22 protein-coding genes are annotated in these 20821 nt (G+C 61.9%); 12 read left to right on the top strand and 10 right to left on the bottom strand.

Annotation, left to right across the window (positions count from 1 at the left end):
• The first annotated feature begins 233 nt into the window (after positions 1 to 233).
• Positions 234 to 1598, top strand: coding sequence for an ethanolamine permease (eat, locus tag AAGQ88_RS07960; protein WP_342654925.1), 1365 nt, complete (start codon positions 234 to 236; stop codon positions 1596 to 1598).
• Between the two features lie 171 nt (positions 1599 to 1769).
• Positions 1770 to 1937 (top strand): DUF2897 family protein, encoded by a 168-nt coding sequence (locus tag AAGQ88_RS07955; RefSeq protein ID WP_093469957.1) that lies wholly within the window; start codon positions 1770 to 1772, stop codon positions 1935 to 1937.
• 120 nt (positions 1938 to 2057) lie between these two features.
• Here the strand turns inward: AAGQ88_RS07955 and AAGQ88_RS07950 are convergent, their stop codons facing one another.
• Both AAGQ88_RS07950 and AAGQ88_RS07945 read right to left on the bottom strand, forming a co-directional pair.
• Positions 2058 to 2888 carry an ABC transporter substrate-binding protein gene (locus AAGQ88_RS07950; RefSeq protein ID WP_285424451.1) on the bottom strand — a complete coding sequence of 277 codons (831 nt, stop codon included), beginning with the start codon at positions 2886 to 2888 and terminating at the stop codon, positions 2058 to 2060.
• A gap of 89 nt (positions 2889 to 2977) precedes the next feature.
• Complete coding sequence (locus AAGQ88_RS07945) at positions 2978 to 3610, bottom strand: TetR/AcrR family transcriptional regulator (protein ID WP_342654924.1); 633 nt, start codon at positions 3608 to 3610, stop codon at positions 2978 to 2980.
• A 304-nt stretch (positions 3611 to 3914) separates the two neighbouring features.
• On the opposite strand from AAGQ88_RS07945, the gene AAGQ88_RS07940 reads away from it, so the two are divergent.
• Entirely contained in the window at positions 3915 to 4457 is a 543-nt protein-coding gene (locus tag AAGQ88_RS07940; RefSeq protein WP_342654923.1) for an exonuclease domain-containing protein, read from the top strand.
• Positions 4458 to 4545: 88 nt separating this feature from the next.
• Positions 4546 to 4833 (top strand): pyrimidine/purine nucleoside phosphorylase, encoded by a 288-nt coding sequence (locus AAGQ88_RS07935; RefSeq protein ID WP_285424454.1) that lies wholly within the window; start codon positions 4546 to 4548, stop codon positions 4831 to 4833.
• A 337-nt stretch (positions 4834 to 5170) separates the two neighbouring features.
• Here AAGQ88_RS07935 and AAGQ88_RS07930 read toward each other — a convergent pair whose 3' ends face one another.
• The gene (locus AAGQ88_RS07930; RefSeq protein WP_342654922.1) at positions 5171 to 6949 is read right to left on the bottom strand and encodes an ABC transporter transmembrane domain-containing protein; all 1779 of its coding nucleotides are present in this window, start codon (positions 6947 to 6949) and stop codon (positions 5171 to 5173) included.
• Between the two features lie 323 nt (positions 6950 to 7272).
• On the opposite strand from AAGQ88_RS07930, the gene AAGQ88_RS07925 reads away from it, so the two are divergent.
• A complete protein-coding gene (locus tag AAGQ88_RS07925; RefSeq protein WP_177182088.1) occupies positions 7273 to 7446 on the top strand; it encodes a PA1571 family protein in 174 nt (57 codons plus the stop codon).
• Positions 7447 to 7527: 81 nt separating this feature from the next.
• Here the strand turns inward: AAGQ88_RS07925 and pdxB are convergent, their stop codons facing one another.
• Together pdxB and tusA are read right to left on the bottom strand one after the other, a co-directional pair.
• Positions 7528 to 8670 (bottom strand): 4-phosphoerythronate dehydrogenase PdxB, encoded by a 1143-nt coding sequence (gene pdxB / locus AAGQ88_RS07920; RefSeq protein ID WP_342654921.1) that lies wholly within the window; start codon positions 8668 to 8670, stop codon positions 7528 to 7530.
• Positions 8671 to 8745: 75 nt separating this feature from the next.
• Complete coding sequence (gene tusA, locus AAGQ88_RS07915; RefSeq protein ID WP_342654920.1) at positions 8746 to 9000, bottom strand: sulfurtransferase TusA; 255 nt, start codon at positions 8998 to 9000, stop codon at positions 8746 to 8748.
• A gap of 206 nt (positions 9001 to 9206) precedes the next feature.
• On the opposite strand from tusA, the gene AAGQ88_RS07910 reads away from it, so the two are divergent.
• From AAGQ88_RS07910 to AAGQ88_RS07885, 6 genes are read left to right on the top strand one after another with little or no spacing between them, the layout of a single operon-like run.
• Positions 9207 to 12149, top strand: coding sequence for a monovalent cation/H+ antiporter subunit A (locus AAGQ88_RS07910; protein ID WP_285424458.1), 2943 nt, complete (start codon positions 9207 to 9209; stop codon positions 12147 to 12149).
• Positions 12149 to 12493: a Na+/H+ antiporter subunit C gene (locus AAGQ88_RS07905; RefSeq protein ID WP_081568723.1), complete on the top strand. Its 345-nt coding sequence runs from the start codon at positions 12149 to 12151 to the stop codon at positions 12491 to 12493. The genes AAGQ88_RS07910 and AAGQ88_RS07905 overlap by 1 nt, the downstream gene beginning before the upstream one ends.
• Positions 12490 to 14169, top strand: a complete 1680-nt coding sequence (locus AAGQ88_RS07900; RefSeq protein ID WP_285424459.1) for a monovalent cation/H+ antiporter subunit D — start codon at positions 12490 to 12492, stop codon at positions 14167 to 14169. Before AAGQ88_RS07905 ends, AAGQ88_RS07900 begins: the two co-directional genes overlap by 4 nt.
• Complete coding sequence (locus AAGQ88_RS07895) at positions 14166 to 14654, top strand: Na+/H+ antiporter subunit E (protein WP_342654919.1); 489 nt, start codon at positions 14166 to 14168, stop codon at positions 14652 to 14654. The genes AAGQ88_RS07900 and AAGQ88_RS07895 overlap by 4 nt, the downstream gene beginning before the upstream one ends.
• Positions 14651 to 14929 (top strand): K+/H+ antiporter subunit F, encoded by a 279-nt coding sequence (locus AAGQ88_RS07890; protein ID WP_093460244.1) that lies wholly within the window; start codon positions 14651 to 14653, stop codon positions 14927 to 14929. Before AAGQ88_RS07895 ends, AAGQ88_RS07890 begins: the two co-directional genes overlap by 4 nt.
• Positions 14926 to 15291, top strand: a complete 366-nt coding sequence (locus AAGQ88_RS07885; protein WP_342654918.1) for a Na+/H+ antiporter subunit G — start codon at positions 14926 to 14928, stop codon at positions 15289 to 15291. Before AAGQ88_RS07890 ends, AAGQ88_RS07885 begins: the two co-directional genes overlap by 4 nt.
• 64 nt (positions 15292 to 15355) lie before the next feature.
• Here the strand turns inward: AAGQ88_RS07885 and AAGQ88_RS07880 are convergent, their stop codons facing one another.
• On the bottom strand, positions 15356 to 15823 hold the full coding sequence (locus tag AAGQ88_RS07880) for a hypothetical protein (RefSeq protein ID WP_342654917.1): 468 nt from the start codon (positions 15821 to 15823) through the stop codon (positions 15356 to 15358).
• Positions 15824 to 16171: 348 nt separating this feature from the next.
• Here AAGQ88_RS07880 and AAGQ88_RS07875 point away from each other — a divergent pair, with 348 nt between their 5' ends.
• Positions 16172 to 16408: a DUF2789 domain-containing protein gene (locus AAGQ88_RS07875; protein WP_342655761.1), complete on the top strand. Its 237-nt coding sequence runs from the start codon at positions 16172 to 16174 to the stop codon at positions 16406 to 16408.
• A gap of 27 nt (positions 16409 to 16435) precedes the next feature.
• Here the strand turns inward: AAGQ88_RS07875 and AAGQ88_RS07870 are convergent, their stop codons facing one another.
• From AAGQ88_RS07870 to AAGQ88_RS07855, 4 genes are all read right to left on the bottom strand, one after another.
• Positions 16436 to 16624 carry a hypothetical protein gene (locus tag AAGQ88_RS07870; protein WP_342654916.1) on the bottom strand — a complete coding sequence of 63 codons (189 nt, stop codon included), beginning with the start codon at positions 16622 to 16624 and terminating at the stop codon, positions 16436 to 16438.
• A gap of 120 nt (positions 16625 to 16744) precedes the next feature.
• The gene (locus tag AAGQ88_RS07865; RefSeq protein WP_342654915.1) at positions 16745 to 18214 is read right to left on the bottom strand and encodes a DUF2235 domain-containing protein; all 1470 of its coding nucleotides are present in this window, start codon (positions 18212 to 18214) and stop codon (positions 16745 to 16747) included.
• A 265-nt stretch (positions 18215 to 18479) separates the two neighbouring features.
• Complete coding sequence (locus tag AAGQ88_RS07860) at positions 18480 to 20084, bottom strand: methyl-accepting chemotaxis protein (protein WP_342655760.1); 1605 nt, start codon at positions 20082 to 20084, stop codon at positions 18480 to 18482.
• A 176-nt stretch (positions 20085 to 20260) separates the two neighbouring features.
• Positions 20261 to 20665 (bottom strand): TraR/DksA C4-type zinc finger protein, encoded by a 405-nt coding sequence (locus AAGQ88_RS07855; protein ID WP_093460262.1) that lies wholly within the window; start codon positions 20663 to 20665, stop codon positions 20261 to 20263.
• Positions 20666 to 20821: the final 156 nt, after the last annotated feature.

Below are 20821 nucleotides of genomic sequence, written 5' to 3'. Positions count from 1 at the left end.
CGCACGACCGTCCACGAGTCAATTGGTGCCTGCGAGCGCCGCAGGCTTCAGTGCCTCTTAAGCAGCCACGCCGCGGCATTCTGCTCACAAATCGCGCACGATGGCCCCGAAATCGCCGAATAACCATCCCGTAAGCGACCCGATTGGAAACATTGCGACATCGCTTCCGGCCACTGGCATGACCGCTGCAACGCGCTACCTCCCGATGATCCAATCAATCCAGGGAGTGACGCATGAATACGCAACTGAAGCCCACGCTGGGCACGCTGCATTTGTGGGGGATCGCTGTCGGTCTGGTGATTTCCGGTGAATATTTCGGCTGGAGCTACGGCTGGGGAGTGGCCGGAACGCTCGGGTTTCTGCTGACGTCGCTGATGGTCGCGGCGATGTACACCTGTTTCATCTTCAGTTTCACCGAGCTGACGACCGCCATTCCCCATGCCGGCGGACCGTTTGCCTACAGCCGACGTGCGTTCGGCGAGAAAGGCGGCCTGATCGCAGGCCTGGCCACGCTGATCGAGTTCGTCTTCGCGCCGCCGGCCATTGCCCTGGCGATCGGCGCCTACCTGAACGTGCAGTTTCCCGCCCTGGACCCTAAACATGCAGCCGTCGGCGCCTACATCGTGTTCATGACCCTGAACATTCTGGGCGTCAAACTGGCCGCGACCTTCGAACTGGTCGTCTGCGTCCTCGCCGTCATTGAACTGCTGGTGTTCATGGGCGTGGTCGCGCCTGCATTCAGCTTTTCCAACTTCGCCCTCAACGGCTGGGCCGGTTCGGACAGCTTCGGCGCCCCGGCCATTGCCGGAATGTTCGCGGCCATTCCGTTCGCCATCTGGTTCTTCCTTGCGATCGAAGGCGCGGCGATGGCGGCAGAAGAAGCCAAAGACCCCAAGCGCACGATTCCGAAAGCCTACATCAGCGGCATCATTACCCTGGTTTTGCTGGCGATGGGCGTGATGTTCTTCGCAGGCGGCGTGGGTGACTGGAAAGCCCTGTCGAACATCAACGACCCGCTTCCACAAGCGATGAAAGCAGTCGTCGGCGAAAGCTCGGGCTGGTTGCACATGCTGGTGTGGATCGGCCTGTTCGGTCTGGTGGCGAGTTTCCACGGCATCATTCTGGGCTACTCGCGGCAGTTCTTCGCGCTGGCCCGTGCAGGTTACCTGCCCGCTTCGCTGGCGAAGCTGTCGCGCTTCCAGACGCCCCATCGGGCGATCATCGCCGGTGGCCTGATCGGCATCGCGGCGATCTACAGCGACGGCCTGATCAATCTGAGCGGCATGACGCTGACAGCGGCCATGATCACCATGGCCGTGTTCGGCGCCATTGTCATGTACATCATGAGCATGTTGAGCCTGTTCAAGCTGCGCAAGAGCGAGCCGCTGCTGGAGCGCACCTTCCGCGCGCCCGGCTACCCGATCGTGCCGGGGATCGCGCTGGTGCTGGCGGTGGTCTGCCTGATCGCGATGGCCTGGTTCAACGCGCTGATCGGGCTGATCTTCCTGGGGTTCATGGCCGCCGGTTTCATCTACTTCGGCATGACCGGACGCGCGCGTTCGGCGGCGCCTGCCGACTCGATGCTGACCGGCGTCTGAATCGACAGCCCACCGCAGCAGCACGGCTTGTGCAACTGACGGCAAGCCGTGCCACAGCGACGCCTCCTGCCGGCCACTGAAGTGACTTCCGTGGTCAGGCCGGACATCTCCTACAATTGAACCACTGGACAGCGCCGCTGCTCCAACCGGTATCACAAGAAGGAGAGCCCTATGCCCTGGTATGCCTGGTTAATTCTGGTAGTTGCAATCGGCTCGATCGTCGGCGGTTTGCTGATGCTCAAGGATTCAGCAAAAAAACTGCCCCTGACCGAAGAACAACTCAAGCGTGTCCATGAGCGCAACGCTGAAATGGACGCCAAGGAAGCGCGGGACCGTTGATGAACCGTGTGGGAGCGCAAGACCGCGCTCCCACTCACCTCGCTGCGATGCACCCCTCATCGATCACTGCTCGGGCCAGCGCAGTCGCCACCCTGAGTCACCCCCTCGCCATTTACCCTCTCAGTCGCCGTCGCCTGAGCTGTCCAGCGCGATGGAGTGATGCGTGGCCTGTGGCGTCACGGCGATGCGAAACGGCTGGAAGATCTTGAACATCTGCCCGTTCTCGCGCAGTTGGTTGAGCAGCAGGCTGAACTGCTCGCCGGTGATCGGCGCATTCGGGCGCAACAGCGCGAAGTGGCGGTAGACCTGATCCACGCGGTCCGACACCAGAAACTGGTCGGCGTCCTGGGGATTGTTGGCCATGAACGTGCTGAGGTAGGAACGGGTCACCAACGCGACATCGGCGCGATCACGCATCACCATCAACAGGTTGCTGTCGTGGGAATACGTCAGCGACGCGTTGTAGTGCTCGGCAAGGAATTTGGGATCGGCGTTGAAATCCGCGAACGCATAGTGATAGCCGCTGAACAGCGCCAGCCGCTTGCCGTGCAAATCGTCGAAAAACGCCTGAGTGCGTCCGGGAATCTTGTGGGCCACGAAGATTTCGGCGTCCTCAAGGCCCATGTCGACATCCTCGTGAGCGATGCCCTTCCAGCCCCAGGCGGGGTTTTCGAAAATGGCCATGTCGAATCGCGCCTGCTGAAAGTCGCGGAACCGACGCGGGATCGAGGTGGGGACCATCTCGAACCGGTAATCGCTCTGCATGGCGTTGAGCGCACTGACCATCTGCGGCAGCAGCCCGGTGTCTTCCCCGCGTTCAGGGCGAATCGTATAAGGCGGAAAGTGCGCGGCACCAATGCGCACGACCTGCGCCGCCCCCGCCTGCCAGGCCCACAGGGTCGTGGTCGCCAACAGCAGCGTTTTAAAAGCCATCCGCACCGGCGTAGACATCAAGACAAGGCACCTCATGCGAATCGGAGTACGTAAGCTATGCGTTTGCGAACAATTAGACAACGGTCAAAAAGACGTAAAAATCACATTTATTCACACCTTGCTTCTTTGAGCAGCAACATCAGTGCCTGCTCGGCAAGTTGTTCCAGCGTCAGGCTGCCGCCGGTGCGAAACCAGGTGGTGGTCCAGGACAACGCCCCGGTCAGAAACCGCCGGGTGACGAACACATCACCGGCAATCAGCCCAGCTTCCTCGGCTTCTCCCAGCACCTGCAGCCACACCTGCTCGTACGCGTCGCGCAGCACCAGAATTTTCGCCTGCCCATCGGCGGACAGCGAGCGCCACTCATAAACCATCACGGCCATGGCCTCGCCGGTACCGCCCATGATCGACTGCAACTCGCATTTGATGAGCGCCAGCACGCGCGCCCGGACTCCGGTGGCTTTTTCCAGCGCGGCGCGCATGAGCGCCGTGTTGTAGATTGCCGTCTGCTCCATCACCGCGCAGAGAATCTCGTCCTTGCTGCGAAAGTGATGAAAGATGCTGCCGGACTGAATACCCGCCGCGGCCCCCAGATCCCTCACGGTCGTGCGCTCGTAGCCCTTCTGATGGAACAGGTGCGCCGCCACCTGCAGCAGCTTGCCGCGGGCGCTGTCGGGATCCGTGATCAGACCCTGCTCGACCAGGTCGCGCATGACCGTCCAGGCACTGTGTTCGTCCACCGTGAGCCCCCGGAAATGGCGAAGGAAATTTCTGACAGAAACAGCAAGGGTCGCGCGGCAATTTATGCTGAGCGCGTCAACCAAGCAAGCGCTCGGGCGACCACTGGCGCGTTGTTCGTGGTAATAATTCCCACACGGAGCAAACAATCGCCTGCCGCGCGAGTCCCAGACTGGGTCTTTCCGCGTCGCCGAGCCTCTTTCGCCGGTCCCGATGCGGGACGGACAAAGACAGTTTTCTTACCGTCCGGACCGAATATGACTACGCTCCATGGCGGCGCCACGGGTTAAAAGACTGGAGTTAGAGATGCCCCACTGGTTGGTGATAGATCTGGAGGCCACCACCGAAGAGGGCGGATGGCCAGTGGCAGAAATGGAGATCATTGAGATCGGCGCGTCGGTGGTCAATCAGACCGGGCGTGAGGTCGACCACTTCGAGCGCTTCGTGCGGCCTGCGCGCAGGCCGCAACTGACGCCGTTCTGCCGGGAGCTGACGCACATCCAGCAGAGCGCCATCGACACCGCGTCGCCACTGACCACGGTCTGGCCGCAGTTCGAGCGCTGGCTCAGTCATCATCGTGCGCGGCTGGTGGGCTGGACGAGCTGGGGCGACTACGACCGTCAGCAACTGGAAGTGGAATGGCAGCAGCACCAGTTGAGCAGCGAGCTTTCACGGCTTGCGCACATCAATCTCAAGCAGCGCTTTGCGCAGGCACGCCAGTTGAGCAAACCCTGCGGCCTGAATGCCGCGCTGCAGCTGGCAGGGATGCATTTCAACGGTCAGCAGCACCGAGCGTTGTCGGACGCGCGCAATACCGCACGGTTGTTACCGTTAGTGATTCCGGGCTAGGTGTGACGCAATTATCAAAGCGGATGACGGCCTTTTGTACGTTGGGCATACTGTCCGACCTTTTGCACCCCTTCCAAGGAGATCAGCCATGTTCAAGGTCAACGAGTATTTCGACGGCACCGTCAAGTCCATCGCCTTCCAGCAAGCCGAAGGTGCGGCGACCATCGGCGTCATGGCTCCCGGAAAATACAACTTCGGCACCGCTGATCGCGAAATCATGCACGTCATCTCGGGATCGCTGAAGGTTCTGCTGCCAGGCAGCAACGATTGGGAAACCTTCGAGGCGGGCGACCAGTTCCGCGTACCGGCCAACAGCAAGTTCGACCTGGAAGTCAGCGTCGAAACCGCCTACCTGTGCGAATACCGCAAGGACTGATCGGGCTAAACGCGAGCCTTCCCGGCTGAAGCCGGTCCTACGAAAAGCCTGTAATGTCCGTAGGACCGATCTTCCCGGCTAAAGCCAGTCCTACGAAAGGCCTGCAACATCCGTATGACCGGTCTTCCCGGCTGAAGCCGGTCCTACGAAAAGCGTGCAACGTCCGTATGACCGGCCTTCCGGCTAAAGCCGGTCCTACGAAAAGCCTGCAATGTCCGTAGGACCGGCTTCAGCCGGGAAGAGGCCGGTTCAGGCTGTGCAGATGGAGTGGTTGGGCATCAGTCTGCGTCCGATGTCGGCCCCCAGCAGCAACCTCACTTTCACAGGCAAAACATCATCACCCCACCCGCTCCGCTCCCGCATTGAACTGCAACGCCGCCAACCGCGCATACAGCGGATTGCTGGCAATCAACTCCTGATGGGTCCCCACCGCCACTAACCTTCCCTGGTCCATCACCGCAATCCGGTCAGCGTTCTGTACCGTCGCCAGACGGTGAGCGATCACCAGCGTGGTGCGACCTTGCATGAGGGTCGGCAGCGCCTGTTGAATCAGGTGTTCACTTTGCGCATCCAGTGCGCTGGTGGCCTCGTCGAGCAGCAGAACCGGTGCATCGGCCAGCAGCGCGCGAGCAATGGCCAGTCGCTGACGCTGCCCGCCGGACAGGCCCATGCCGCCATCGCCCAGATGGGTCTGATAGCCCTGCGGCAGCAGCTGAATGAATTCGTGGGCGTGGGCGGTACGCGCCGCCGCTTCGACCTGCTCGACACTCGCGGCGGGGTTGCCGTAACGAATATTGTCTTCCACGCTGCCGAAGAACAGCGCGGGCGTCTGCGACACCCAGGCAAAGCAGCGACGCAGGTCGATCGGGTCCAGACGCTGCGCCGGCAGGCCCTCGATCAGAACCTGCCCGTGCTGCGGATCGTAGAAACGCAGCAATAAATCGAACAGCGTGGATTTACCCGCCCCGGACGGTCCGACCAAGGCCAGCGTTTCACCCGCCTGGATGGTCAGGGTCAGGCCGTCGACGGCATTGCGTTCAGGCCGGGAAGGATAAGCAAAACTGACGTTTTCAAGCGCCAGTTGCCCGCTGATGCGTTTGGGCAGCGTCAGCAGGTCAGCCGGGGGCGCGGTGATTTCGCTGCGCGCCTGCAACAGCTCGGTGATGCGTTCCGCCGCACCGGCCGCTCGCTGCATCTCGCCGATCACCTCGCTGAGGGTGCCGAACGCGCTGCCGACAATCAGGCTGTAGAACACGAAAGCTGCCAGCTCGCCGCCGGAGATCCGGCCCGCAATGACGTCCATGCCCCCGACCCACAGCATCACGCCGACCGCGCCGAGCACCAGTACGATCACCAGCGTGATCAGCCAGGAACGTTGCAGAATGCGTTTGCGTGCCGTGTCGAACGCGTCCTCGGCGGTACGCGAAAATCGCTCGCGATCCTTTTGCTGATGGTTGTAGGCCTGCACGGTCTTGATCTGCCCGAGCGCTTCGGAGACGTAACTGCCAACGTCGGCCACCCGATCCTGGCTTTCCCGCGACAGGCTGCGCACCCGACGCCCGAAGATCAGGATGGGTGCGACCACCAGCCGCAAGGCGATCACCACGATGCTGGTCAGCTTCGGATTGGTGAAAAACAGCAGTATCACGCCGCCGATCACCATGAGCGCGTTGCGCAGGAACATCGACAGCGACGATCCGATCACCGATTGCAGCAACGTCGTGTCCGCGGTCAGGCGGGACTGGATTTCCGAGCTGCGGTTGTTCTCGTAAAAGCCCGGATGAAGGCTGACAAGATGGTCGAACACCTGCTTGCGCAGATCGGCAACCACTCGCTCACCGATCCAGGACACCAGATAGAAACGGGTAAACGTCCCCACCGCAAGGGCCAGCACCAGCACCATGAACAGTGCGATGGTTTCGTTGAGCAGCGTCGGCGAGCGGGTCATGAACCCCTGATCGACCATGAGTCGAATGCCCTGGCCCATCGATAACGTGATGCCTGCAGTGACGATCAGCGCCACCAGCGCGGCAATGGCCTGTCGGCGGTAAGGCGCGAGCATGCGCATCGCCAGACGGATGGCATGGCGCTGACGCCCGGAAAATACTGAAGCCATTTGATGCACCCACAAGACGAGCCAGCCGCCAAGCCTACACCGCCCATCCTTGCTACGCTCGTCGTGTTTCGCTGAACTCATCGCGTCCGACCCAGTCATCTACTGGGTGCCCACGCTGCTACTTGAGCCGCGTCATGAACTACGACAGCGTCTGTCGGTGGAACGGTGAAGGCATTCGGTATAAGCAATCGATCTAACCGAAGGCTGGAGATCCAAGGCGGATTCTGGTGCACTGAGTCAACGCTTTCGGCGCTCAAGGATGTCATGGCGCGATCATGCAAGCGTGGGTAAATGAAGCGCACAACCTGATGAGGAGACAGGCCATGAGCTTGCACAGCAGCAGTCAAGAACCCGTCGTCCGGGCCCAACCCAAGCTTCAGCTGGGTGGCGCCATTCTCGACAAGGACGGGAAAGAAGTCCTGATTACTGAAGAAATGGTTCAGGCCGCATGTCAGGAATGCGAAAAGTACTGGGTCAAACCCGAAAAACAAGAGTGATGATCAGGCTCACTTGAAACCCGGCGCATCAGCCGGGTTTTTTATGCCCGCCAGACGGCCGGGAAGTCCGCCGCGATGCCGTTAAATCAGCGAAGCCCCCAGCGCCTGAACGATCTGCGTCAACGCGGCGGACTCGCCATTGATGCTCACGCGCAGGGCATCGATTTCCCGACGCGGCGGGTAATGCTTGCGCAGCGCATCGAACGCCAGACGCTGGCTGTTGACGTCGCCCACCAGGCTGCGGCGCAAGTCGGCGTCGTCGCGGCGCGGGTCATAGACGCCGCGGCAGAGCATGTTCAGCGCCCAGGCCGGGTCGGTGGCCGCATCGAGCGTGACGTTCGCCAGCCAGGGCCGGGGCAGCAGATCGGCGAGTTCGATCGTCGCCGGTTGTCCGAGGTGCGCGCACAGCGCCTGATAGATCTGCGCAGTGCCGCGCTGGCGGCCGTCGAGGCTGTAACCGGCGATGTGCGGCGTGCCGATGACGCACAGCTCGGCCAGTTCGACATCCACCACAGGCTCTTTTTCCCAGACGTCGAGTACGGCCTGAAGGTCTTCGCGCTCAAGCAGCACCTCGCGCAGGGCGCTGTTGTCCACGATCGGGCCGCGCGCGGCGTTGATCAGCCAGGCGCCGTGTTTCAGCTGCTGCAAACGCGCCCGGTCGAACAGATGCCAGGTCGGCAGATCGCCGGTCTTGTTCAGAGGCGTGTGCAGACTGATGACGTCACAGCGCGCGACGATCTCGTCAAGGCTGACGTAGTCGCCACCCTCGGCGGCCTGACGCGGCGGGTCGCACACCAGCACATTCCAGCCCAGGCCGCGCAGCACCTTGATCAGTCGACCGCCGACCTGCCCCGCGCCGACGATGCCATATGTGCGCGAAGCAAGCTCAACGCCTTCGATTTCCGCCAGGGTCAACAGGCTGCCCAGCACGTAGTCCACCACCCCGCGGGCATTGCAGCCAGGGGCGCTGGACCACTGAATGCCGGCCTGATGGAAATAATCGAGATCGAGATGATCGGTGCCGATGGTGCAGGTGCCCACGAAGCGAACCGGCGTGCCTTCGAGCAGTTCGCGGGTGACTCTGGTCACCGAGCGCACCAGCAGAATATCGGCATCGGCGACCGCGGCGCGATCCAGGGTGCGCCCCGGATAGCGGTGGATATCACCGAAGCCGGAAAAAAAGGCGTCGAGCAGTGGAATGTTTTCGTCGGCAACTATGCGCATGTCAGGGCTCCTGGAGTCGCGGCAGTGTAGGCGCTAGAGCACCGCGCAGCCAGCCTGATGCGTCAGCGACGGGGCTCAATCCTGCTTCTTGCGGATCCAGTAGAGGAAAACGCCGTCGCCGGCCTGATTCTCGATCAGGTCATGGCCGAGAAAAACACAGAACTTTGGAATGTCGCGCTGGGTCGACGGATCGGTGGCGATGACCTTGAGCAAGCCACCGGCCGGCAGGTCGCGCACTTTCTGATGCAGCATCATGACCGGCTCAGGGCAATTGAGACCTGTGGCGTCAAGGACGGCATCAGCGCAAAGGCTTTCGATGGATTCAGACATGAGGCGCTCCGGAAACTGGCGGGCATTGTCGCTTAAATGAATTAATGAGCCAATCGTTACCGGTCTTGAGCGCGCCTGACGCCTGTTCACGCAGGTCAACTACGCTGCTGCCTACTGACTTTGTAGGATTCTGCGACATCTTGGTGGTTGGTGATGCTCCACCCGGCACGTATGATCCTTGACATTTTTGCGCAGATTAGAAACCTATGTCCCTGATAGTTCTACTGCTTCTGCCTTTCATCGGCAGCTGTCTGGCGGCGCTTTTGCCGCACAACGCACGCAACACCGAATCCCTCCTCGCCGGCCTGATCGCCCTGATCGGCGCCGTGCAGGTGGCGTTGTGGTATCCGCAGATCGCCCACGGCGGGGTCATTCGCGAAGAATTTTTCTGGTTGCCCAGCCTTGGCCTGAACTTCGTGTTGCGTCTGGACGGGTTTGCCTGGCTGTTTTCCATGCTGGTGCTGGGCATCGGCACGCTGGTGTCGCTGTACGCCCGCTACTACATGTCTCCGGACGACCCCGTACCGCGATTCTTCTCGTTTTTCCTGGCGTTCATGGGCGCCATGCTTGGCCTTGTGATGTCCGGGCACCTGATTCAGATCGTGTTTTTCTGGGAACTGACCAGCGTCTTCTCGTTCTTGCTGATCGGCTACTGGCACCATCGCGCCGACGCCCGACGCGGCGCCTACATGGCACTGATGGTCACCGGCGCGGGCGGTCTGGCGCTGCTGGTCGGCGTGATGCTGCTGGGCCACGTCGTCGGCAGCTACGATCTGGATCGCGTGCTGGCGTCCGGCGATGCGATTCGCGCCCACGCGCTCTACCCCGTTCTGCTGACCCTGATTCTGATTGGCGCGCTGAGTAAAAGCGCCCAGTTCCCGTTCCATTTCTGGCTGCCTCACGCCATGGCCGCGCCGACCCCGGTCTCCGCGTACCTGCATTCGGCGACCATGGTCAAAGCCGGGGTGTTCCTGCTGGCGCGGCTATGGCCTGCACTGTCCGGCAGTGAACAGTGGTTCTGGATCGTCAGTGGCGCGGGCGCCTGCACGCTGGTGATCGGCGCGTATTCGGCGATCTTCCAGACCGACCTCAAAGGCTTGCTGGCCTATTCGACCATCAGCCATCTGGGTCTGATCACTTTGCTGCTGGGGCTGAACAGCCCGCTGGCGGCTGTCGCTGCCGTGTTTCACATTCTCAACCACGCCACATTCAAAGCCTCGCTGTTCATGGCGGCCGGGATCATCGACCACGAAAGCGGCACGCGGGACATTCGCAAACTCAGCGGCCTGATCAGGCTGATGCCCTACACCGCGACCCTGGCCATGGTGGCCAGTGCGGCAATGGCTGGCGTGCCGCTGCTCAACGGTTTCCTGTCCAAGGAAATGTTCTTCGCAGAGACCGTTTTCATCACCTCCACTGCCTGGGTGGAGACGGCCTTGCCGATCATTGCCACCATCGCCGGCACCTTCAGCGTCGCTTATTCACTGCGTTTCACGGTCGACGTGTTCTTCGGCCCGAAAGCCACCGACCTGCCGCACACGCCCCACGAGCCGGCTCGCTGGATGCGCGTGCCGGTCGAACTGCTGGTGCTGGCGTGCCTGATCGTCGGGATTTTTCCTGCGCAGTCGGTTGGCCCGCTGCTGGCCGCCGCCGCACAACCGGTAGTCGGCGGCGCGCTGCCCGAATACAGCCTGGCGATCTGGCACGGCTGGAACGCGCCGATGATCATGAGCCTGATCGCCATGGGCGCCGGCATCGTCCTGTATCTGCTGCTGCGGCCGCGCTTCAAGCGCGACCGTTTCAAGGGTCCGCCGCTGATGTGGCGACTCAACGGCAAGCGCCTGTTCGAGCGCTCGCTGGTGAACATGCTGCGCACCGCGCGCCTGTTCGAGCGCCTGCTGACGACCCGGCGGCTGCAGGCCCAGCTGTTTCTGATGGTGCTCGCCGCGCTGGTGGCAGGCTTCGTGCCGATGTACGACGGCGGGCTGACCTGGGGCGAGCGGCCGAAGATTCCGGGCTCCGGCGTGTTCGTCATGCTGTGGCTGATCGCGATTGCCTGCGCCCTCGGCGCGGCCTGGCAAGCCAAGTATCACCGCCTCGCAGCCGTGACGATGGTCAGCGTCTGCGGCCTGATGACCTGCGTCACGTTTGTCTGGTTTTCCGCGCCGGATCTGGCACTGACCCAACTGGTGGTGGAGGTGGTGACCACGGTCCTGATTCTGCTGGGTCTGCGCTGGCTGCCACGACGCAATGAAAACGTCGCGCCAAAGACTCGCTCGCGCAACCGCGCCCGGGCACGACGCGTGCGTGACTTCATCCTGGCCGTGGCGGTCGGCGGCGGCATGGCGCTGCTGTCCTACGCCATGCTCACGCGCCCGACGCCCAACGTGATTTCCGAGTTCTATCTGAGTCGCGCGCTGTCACAGGGCGGCGGCACCAATGCCGTCAACGTCATGCTGGTGGATTTCCGCGGCTTCGATACGTTCGGCGAAATCACCGTACTGGCGGTGGTGGCGCTGACGGTCTTTGCCCTGTTACGACGTTTCCGCCCGCCCAAGGAGAGCATCGCCCTGCCCGCGCAGCAACGCTTGCTGGCCCGCGATGTGGTCACCGATCTGGTGAACCCGCGTAACGCCAAAGACACCGCGCTGGGCTTCATGATGGTGCCCGCGGTGCTGGTGCGCCTGCTGCTGCCGGTCGCGTTCGTGGTGTCGATGTACCTGTTCATGCGCGGCCACAACCAGCCGGGCGGCGGCTTCGTCGCCGGGCTGGTGATGTCGGTGGCGTTCATTCTCCAGTACATGGTCGCCGGCACTCAGTGGGTCGAGGCGAACATGAGCCTGCGCCCGCTGCGCTGGATGGGAACCGGGCTGTTTTTCGCCCTGGCGACCGGGCTGGGTTCGATGGCGCTGGGTTATCCGTTCATGACCACCCACACCGCGCACCTGCATCTGCCGCTGCTGGGCGATGTTCACGTCGCCAGTGCGCTGTTTTTCGACATCGGCGTGTACGCCGTGGTGGTCGGCTCGACCCTGCTGATTCTGACCGCGCTGGCTCACCAGTCGGTGCGCAGTCATCGTCCGACCTCGCTGCCGCAGCCGATCGAACCGGCTGAACCGGCCAGTCCCGTTTCCCAAGGAGCCATCTGATGGAAGAAGTCATTGCCATTGCCATCGGCGTGCTCGCCGCTTCCGGGGTGTGGCTGATCCTGCGCCCGCGGACCTTTCAAGTCGTCATGGGCCTGTGCCTGCTGTCGTACGGCGTCAACCTGTTCATCTTCAGCATGGGCAGTCTGTTCATCGGCAAGGAGCCGATCATCAAGGACGGCGTGCCGCAGGACCTGCTCAACTACACCGACCCGCTGCCCCAGGCGCTGGTGCTCACGGCCATCGTCATCAGTTTCGCCATGACCGCGCTGTTCCTGGTGGTGCTGCTGGCCTCTCGTGGCCTGACCGGCAACGACCATGTGGACGGCCGGGAGAGCAGTGAATGAGCTTCATGAATCAACTGATCGTCGCGCCGATCCTGTTGCCGGTGTTGACCGCTGCGCTGATGCTCTGGCTGGGGGAAAAACACAGGCCGTTGAAGGCGCGCATCAATCTGCTCTCGACCGCGCTGGGCCTGGGAATCGCCATCACGCTGATGATGTGGGTGCAGAAAACCGGCACCACCGGATCGATCGGCGTGTACCTGCCAGGCAACTGGGAATCGCCCTTCGGGATCGTGCTGGTGGTCGATCATCTCTCGGCGCTGATGCTGGTGTTGACGGGCATCGTCGCCTTCTGCGCGCTGTTGTTCGCCCTCGCACGCTGGGACCGGGCCGGCGCCAGCTTTCACGCGCTTTTCCAGATCCAACTGATGGGCCTGTACGGCGCGTTTCTGACGGCCGATCTGTTCAACCTGTTCGTGTTCTTCGAGGTGCTGCTGGCGGCATCCTACGGCCTGATGCTGCACGGGTCGGGCCGCGCGCGGGTGTCGGCGGGCCTGCATTACATCACCATCAACCTGCTGGCCTCGTCGCTGTTTCTGATCGGTGCGGCGTTGATCTACGGCGTCACCGGCACCCTGAATCTGGCCGACCTGGCCGTGAAGATTCCGCAGGTGCCGGACGCTGATCTGGGCCTGCTGCACGCCGGCGCTGCCATTCTGGCCGTGGCGTTTCTCGCCAAGGCCGGCATGTGGCCGCTCAACTTCTGGCTGGTGCCGGCCTATTCTGCCGCCAGCGCGCCGGTGGCGGCGCTCTTCGCGATCATGACCAAGGTCGGCGCCTACACATTGTTGCGTCTGTGGACGCTGATGTTTTCCGGGCAAGCGGGCGCATCGGCGTTCTTTGGCGGTCAGTGGCTGATCTGGGGCGGGATGGCGACGCTGACCGTGGCAGCCGTTTCGGTGGTGGCCGCCCAGCGCCTTGAGCGCATGGCCAGCTTGAGCATTCTGGTTTCGGCAGGGATTCTGCTGTCGGCCGTCGGCTTCGCCCAGCCAAGTCTCACGGCCGGCGCGCTGTTCTATCTGGTCAGCTCGACCCTGGCATTGAGCGCGCTGTTCCTGCTGGCCGAGCTGATCGAGCGTTCGCGCTCGGCCAACGACATCGCGCTGGAAGAGGACGCCGACCAGTTGCCCAAGGCGCTGGAATCGCTGCATCCCGTGCCCGGCACCAACCTGGACGATGAACAGAAAGCGCTGGTCGGTCAGGTGATTCCCTGGACGATGGCTTTTCTGGGCCTGAGTTTCATTGCCTGTGCGCTGTTGATCATCGGCATGCCACCGCTGTCGGGCTTCCTCGGCAAACTGACGCTGATCAGCGCCCTGCTCAATCCGCTGGGCCTGGATGTGGCGAAAGACGAGGCCATCCGGGGTGACAGCTGGACGCTGGTGGCGCTGTTGATCGTTTCGGGTCTGGCGTCGCTGTTCGCCTTTGTGCGCGTCGGCATCAAGCGCTTCTGGACCCCGCAGGAACGCCCTTCGCCGCTGTTGCGCCTGAACGAGTGCATCCCCATCGCGATTCTGCTTGGCTGCTCGATCGTGCTGACATTCAAGGCTCAGGCGCTGTTGCATTACACCGAGGACACCGCGCAGGCGCTGCATGACCCACAGCAATACGTGCTGTCGGTCATGGCCGCTAAACCGGTGCCGGGTCCGATCACCGCGACGTCGGAGGTGCAGCCATGAAGCGCCTGTTCCCCGCTCCGCTGTTGTCGCTGTCGCTCTGTGCCCTGTGGTTGTTGCTCAACCTGTCCCTCAGCGCCGGCAACCTGCTGCTCGGCCTGCTGCTGGGGCTCGTCGCGCCGTTGATGTTCGCCCCGCTGCGGCCGCTGCCGGTGAGAATTCGCAAACCGTTCGTGGCGATCAGACTGTTTGTGCAGGTGGGCCGCGACGTCGTGTCGTCGAACCTCGCCGTGGCCTGGGGCATTCTACGCGCGCGCAGCCGGCCGCCACGCTCAGCCTTCGTCAAGGTGCCGCTGGACCTGCGCGACGCCAACGGCCTGGCGGCCCTGTCGATGATCTGCACCGTGGTGCCCGGCACCGTATGGTCGGAACTGGCGCTGGACCGCAGCGTTCTGCTGATGCATGTCTTCGATCTGACTGACGAAGCCCGGTTCATCGAACACTTCAAGACCACGTACGAACGCCCTTTGATGGAGATTTTTCAATGAGCGGCCTGCTCACTCAAGCGATCCTCTTCAGCCTGTCGGTGTTCGCGTTCGCCATGGTCCTCACCCTGATCCGCCTGTTCAAGGGGCCTTCGGCGCAAGACCGCGTACTGGCGCTGGACTATCTGTACATCCTGGCGATGCTGATGATGCTGGTGCTGGGCATCCGCTACGCCAGCGATACCTACTTTGAAGCCGCGCTGTTGATCGCCTTGTTCGGCTTCGTCGGCTCGTTCGCGCTGGCCAAATTCCTCTTGCGTGGCGAGGTGATCGAATGAATTCGCTGTACGTGTTGCCGTTCTGGGTTGAGGTACTGACGGCAGTGTTACTGGTGCTGAGCAGCCTTTTCGCGCTGATCGGTGCGATCGGGCTGTTGCGGATGAAGGATTTTTTCCAGCGCATGCATCCGCCGGCGCTGGCGTCGACGCTCGGCGCCTGGTGCGTGGCACTCGCCTCGATCATCTACTTCTCGGCGATGAAGAGCGCGCCGGTGCTGCACGCCTGGTTGATCCCGATTCTGCTGGCGATCACGGTGCCGGTGACGACGCTGCTGCTGGCCAGAACCGGCTTGTTCCGCAAGCGCATGGCCGGTGACGACGTACCGCCGGAAGTTTCCGAAGGGCGCAACGAGGGGAAATGATCGTCAGTGGCAACGCCGCGCGCTGCCCGACCTGAACCAGGATCACACGCTCCGCCGACGTGCCTTACTCGCTGGCCTTGAACACCAATTCGCCTTTGCGCCACTTGGCGGCCTTGGCGGTAGCGGACTTGAGCACTTTGCTCAGGCCGGTCTGAATCTGCTCATGGGCGGCAAATACCATGAACACGCTCTGAGATTCCTTGAACACGATGCCGTGGCCTTCCGGCACTTCAACGAACGCGTATTCGCCCAGGCCATAAATGGTCATCTTGATGTCGCGGAACCTGATTTCAAACTTGCCGCCTTCACGGCTGGGCAGTACCGAGGCGCGGAAATGGTCACCCACTTTCAATTCCAGACGTGGCTTGTCGTCAACCACCAGAGCCGTCTCGGTGTCGATTTCAGACATGTAAATGCCTTCGGGGGACTGCTCGATAACGTAAACGAAACGTGCCTGGAATTGCTTCACCAACTTCGCGCGCAAATCTCCCAGCACGAATAACGCATGGGTATCCAGATTACTTACTGCCAATGTACAAACTCCCAACCTGATATGAACTTGCCCGGCCAAGGGCCAGGCAAGGAGAAATCGACATGAAAAAAGTGCGCCCCTGAAGCCGGGCGCTGGCATGAACGTGGATTCTACCGGCAGTGAGTCTATACGGGATATATGCCTTTCGTCCGTAATCTCGCTGATTTTGTACACGAATGTCACCGACACCCTGTGTGCAATCAGTTCCATGCGTGCGGCCGTTCGAGGCTGAATCGATACGGCAGATCGTTAGAACTCTTGTCGCTCCCCGATACTCACATATGCACGGAGTCGATGACGCCAATCACTCAGTACATTTCGGGCGTCGAGCCCATCGAGGAGAAAGACATGGACATGACTCAACCCACACTTGAAGCGCTGTTCGAACAGCTGGGACTGGATTCGGACGAGGCCAGCATCGACGCATTCGTCGCCGCGCATCAGTTGCCGGACGATGTGAAGCTGATCGACGCGGATTTCTGGACACCGCAACAGGCCAGGTACCTGAAGGAAGAGCTGCGCGCCGACGGCGATTGGGCGCCCATCGTCGATGACCTCAACGAGCGGCTTCACCCGAAAAAGTAAGCAGGCGTAAAAACAATGGCGGCGCGGTCAGGCCGCCATTGTCAGTTGTCGCATCCACGCACTGCGGCACTCTTCGGCCTCCGCACGGCTTTCGAACGCCGTGCCGCGCCGCTCTCCGTTGATCAGCACGACCCAACAGACGCGCAGGCCTCGCTTGCGAAACGACGGGGGCACGCCCTGACCGATCATCACCGCGATATCGATATTGCTTCGCATGCCATCCTCCGGGGATCTCTTGAGCATTCAGCGATGGCGCCATGATAAGGGCGGCCCGGCGTCGGAAAAAGCTATCCCCGGCATAGGTGACTTGCATGATCGGTAACAAACTTACGGGCCTCAATGTGGATAACCGGGCTGCCCGACATTCATGAAAGCCTGTCGGCCATTGTCGCCGGGCGCGTGCACGAACAGGTTGCCCATCAGGGAATCACGACTGCCTAACGAGTTGTTCCAGTGGGCCGAGCAGTGGATGTAGCGTCGGTACAGGATCGTCATGTCCGCCTCGTCGAGCGGCGGGGCTTCGCCCAGGCCGAAAGCGATCAGTCGGCTGGCGATCCCGCGCAGCTCCGGCGGCAGGCTGGTTTCCGGTGAATCCACGATCGCCTCGAAGGGCACGCCTTGCGCACACGCCAGCGCGTGCATGAGCCTCAGGTAAATCCGTGACAGATGGCCAAACACCCGCCGTTCGAGCATGACCGTGGCCACGACGGTCTTCATGCCACGCACCCGCTGCCCTACCCGCTCGATGCACTCGACACCAAGGCAAGCGCTGTCGTCGTCGGGGTCGAGCCAGCGCTGGGCGTTCAGCCCGGAGAGCTGCGCATGGGCCTGCAGCCAGGCCTCAGTGGTGTCGAACGGTGTATCGGCGCTGACCAGACTGCGCAGTGGCCGGCTGAGGGCAACCCGTTCAAACACCTGGGGTTGATACCCTCCCCCCACATCCGAATGGCTGCCGGGCAGAACGATCTCCATTTCCCAGTGCGGCTTGATGCTGTTGAGGGCGAAATTTCGCCGATGCTCATCGGCCGCGACCAGATGCAGCACCTGCTGCGCGCATCCGGGAGGTAAAAACAGGTTGACCCGGTTATTCACGCTGTCCCGGACATTGCCCAGATCGGAAAACCCGCCCACTGCCGCCACGGTGTCGAACAGGCCGATGACCTTGAGCCGCACATGGCCGGCGGACCAGGAAAAGTCAGGCACCAACGGCAACTTGCGGGCGTCGAGCACCCCGTCGAGCGCGCCTTTGGCCTGCTTGAGCACTTCATTGGCAAAGTGACGCGCCGACGCCGCGCCCCGGCTGAAACCGAAGATGTCGAACTCGAGCGCGGCGATGACGCAACCGGGATTGTCGCCGCGAAAGGTGGCAAGCACATCGGCGACCTTCTTGATGCTTCTGGACACCTTTGCGACGACGCCGGTCGTTCCGCGACCGAAGCCCTGGCCGGAGAGTCTTGAGTCTCTACCGCCCGACGTCGTGCCGACGCCGCTGATATAAATCGACCGATAGACTTTCAGCCCATCGCCCGCGTTATGGGCGCGAGGCTGATCACGGTAAAGCGCCGCCAGCCTGGCGATATTGGTGAGATCGTTTGCGTAACTGCTGTCGGGGTCGCTGTGGCGCCCGCCGCATTCCTTGATGTGGGCATTGGCATACACTTCAGACATCGCCTGACAATCGGCGCCGATCTGACTGTTGACGCGGTTATTGCCGGTTCCATCGAAGAACAGGCCGATCCGCACAGTGACCTCCAGGGCGTTGAGCAAGGTCGCGTCAGCGTGCGGCGTCAAAGGGGTGGTTTTCATGAGAGTCATCCTTGAGTACTGGATCCCGCCCGGACCTACATATCCGGACACATACCCACAGAATGCTCGCACTCGAAACATCGTCAATTGGCCAGACAACGTTTCAGAAACTTCCCACTCGAATCTCAGACCGATAAAGCGCTCATAGGCTGTTCAACCTACAAACCCCAGCGCTTTATCCACCGTGTTAAACACTTGGAATAGAAATTGAACGGACTCACGTTGAGCCCCGCTCAGATTTCACCGCCGCCCAAAACGCCTGGGCTCAAACCTTGCCGGCGACACTGGCTTCTGGCCGATACCCCAGGCGCAAGCCGCCCCAGTGGCGTCCCTTGACCATGATCGGCACTGACAGATCGTGCATCAGTTCGCCGGTGTCGCGGGTGTAGGTTTGCAGAAGAACCGGCTGCTGGTGGCTGCCGCAGCGGATTCCCGTGCGGTCGTCGAATTTACGCTTGGTGCGATTCTGTACCGTATCGACGGCGACATCGCCGGTCAGTGGGCGGCTGAACGCCTGATTGTGCGTAGGCACATACCCTTGCTGCGTGCAGGCAATGGCAAACACCAACCCCTCGTGTCGAGACAGCAAAGGCTCTTGAATGGCGGGCAGGACTTGATCGGTGTAGCGGTCGAAACGGGTCTGATACTTGACCGGCGAAGTGTTGGCGATCGGTTGATAACTGCGATCGAACAGATCCGAGAGGGCCACGCGCCCTTGGTCGATATCCTGCTCGAATTGGTGCGCGATCTGCCCGGCGCCCTCACGGGCCAGATCGTAGATGCGCTGGTGATAATCATCCAGACCGACCTGGGCGAGCCGTTCGCTGATGGTCTCGGCCTGCCCTTCCATCTGCACCGCCGACTGCGCCAGACGCCGGGTCTGGTCGTCACTGATGGCAAGGTCGCTGCGCATCTGCTCGACGGCCACGAACAGGCTGCTCAGTTGCTCCTGATTGGTCTGGGCCCCGCGGGCGATTTCGCCGACCTGACTTTCCACGTCCACGGCCAGCCGGGCAATGCTGCCCAGTTGCTGGCCGGTGGTTTCGACCTGCGCGACGCCGCCATCGAGATCGCCGGACAACTGACGGATCTGCTCCACCACCTGAGCGGTACGCTGCTGGATATCGGCAACCATCGCACCGACCTCACCAGTGGCCGTTGCGGTGCGTCCCGCCAGCCCCCGCACCTCGTCGGCGACCACCGCAAAACCGCGACCGTGTTCGCCCGCGCGAGCGGCTTCGATGGCGGCGTTCAGCGCCAGCAGGTTGGTCTGGCTGGCGATAGACTGAATGACGGCCGTCACCCGCTGAATGTCCTCGCTGCGCTGGCTGAGCGCCTCGATCAACTGGCGGCTGTCATCGGCGCGCTGGCTGAGCTGATGCATCAGCTCGATCGACTGGTTGAGCACGGCCAGCCCGGCGTCGCTGCTTTCCCGGGCCTGGCTGGCGGCGCCCAGCGCCTGCCGGCTCAGTGCGGAGGTTGCGCGCTCGGTGGCGATCATCACATCGGCGCTGCTGACGATCTGTTCAGCCGCGTCCACCTGGGACTGCAACTTGCTCGCCAGTTGCCTGACGGAAAACGCCACGGCGGCCGCCGACAAGGCATTGTGGCTGGTGCTGCGGGAAAGATCGCGGGTCAGGCGGTTGATCGCCTCTTCGCCATCGCCGTGCTCGACGACGGGTGCCTGCGGCGTGAAAAAACGCGGCAGCCAGATCGCCAGCAAGGCCAACGGCAGCGCGAGATAAACAGGGGCGTCGGCCTGGATCATGGCCATGAACGACAGGCCGACGGCCAGACTTTGCAGCGTCGGCGTCAGCCAGGCTCTGGCGGTGTGCCGGCCAGCGGCCGGTTGCGGGGCGAACGTGTCCATACTTCCATCAGCAGCCATACCTGACCCACCCTGCTTATCATTATTTTGAAAGCATTAAACGCCAGATAGCGGCCATGCGCTATCAACCGTTGGTGGTAGTCGGTCGGATTTTTCCGGGCTGGAAGCGGCCGTTCATGCGGTTCGACTGCGCGGATAGGGCAGCCGAACCCGGATCGTCAGGCCTGACGCTGGTGGCGATCGATCTGCTCGTGACGCTCTTGAGCTTCGATGCAGTATTTGGTGGTCGGGCTGATCAGAAGGCGCTTGAGGCCAATGGGCTCGCCGCTGTCGTCGCACCAGCCAAAGGTGTCTTCGGCAATGCGCGTCAGGGCCATCTCCAGCTGTGGCAGCATGCGCTGATCGCGATCGATCACGTTCACCAGCCAGTGGCGCTCTTCTTCCACAGAAGCGGCATCGGCAGGATCGGCCGGGGTGTCCAGGCTTTCAATCGCAATACGGCTTTGCTCGATGCGCTCATGGATTTCCACTTTCATGTCTTGCAGCAACGCGGTGAAGAAAGCGTGCTGCTCGGCGTTCATGTAGTCATCGGCCGGCATCGCCAGCAACTTTTCCTTGGTCATTGATTTCTCTATAAAAAAACGTGCATTAAGGCGAATTAAAGGAGCGCCTCAGCGTAACGACGAAAGCGCCATAGTCTCCAAGCGCCACCTGGCACTCAATTTACGAGGGGCGGCAGTCTAAGGCCGGGTTCCGTACTCGGCAACATAATTGATCAG

Origin of the sequence: Pseudomonas sp. F3-2 (genome assembly GCF_038804275.1) — a bacterium.
GTDB lineage: Bacteria > Pseudomonadota > Gammaproteobacteria > Pseudomonadales > Pseudomonadaceae > Aquipseudomonas.
This window is presented reverse-complemented; position numbering and strand designations above follow the sequence as displayed.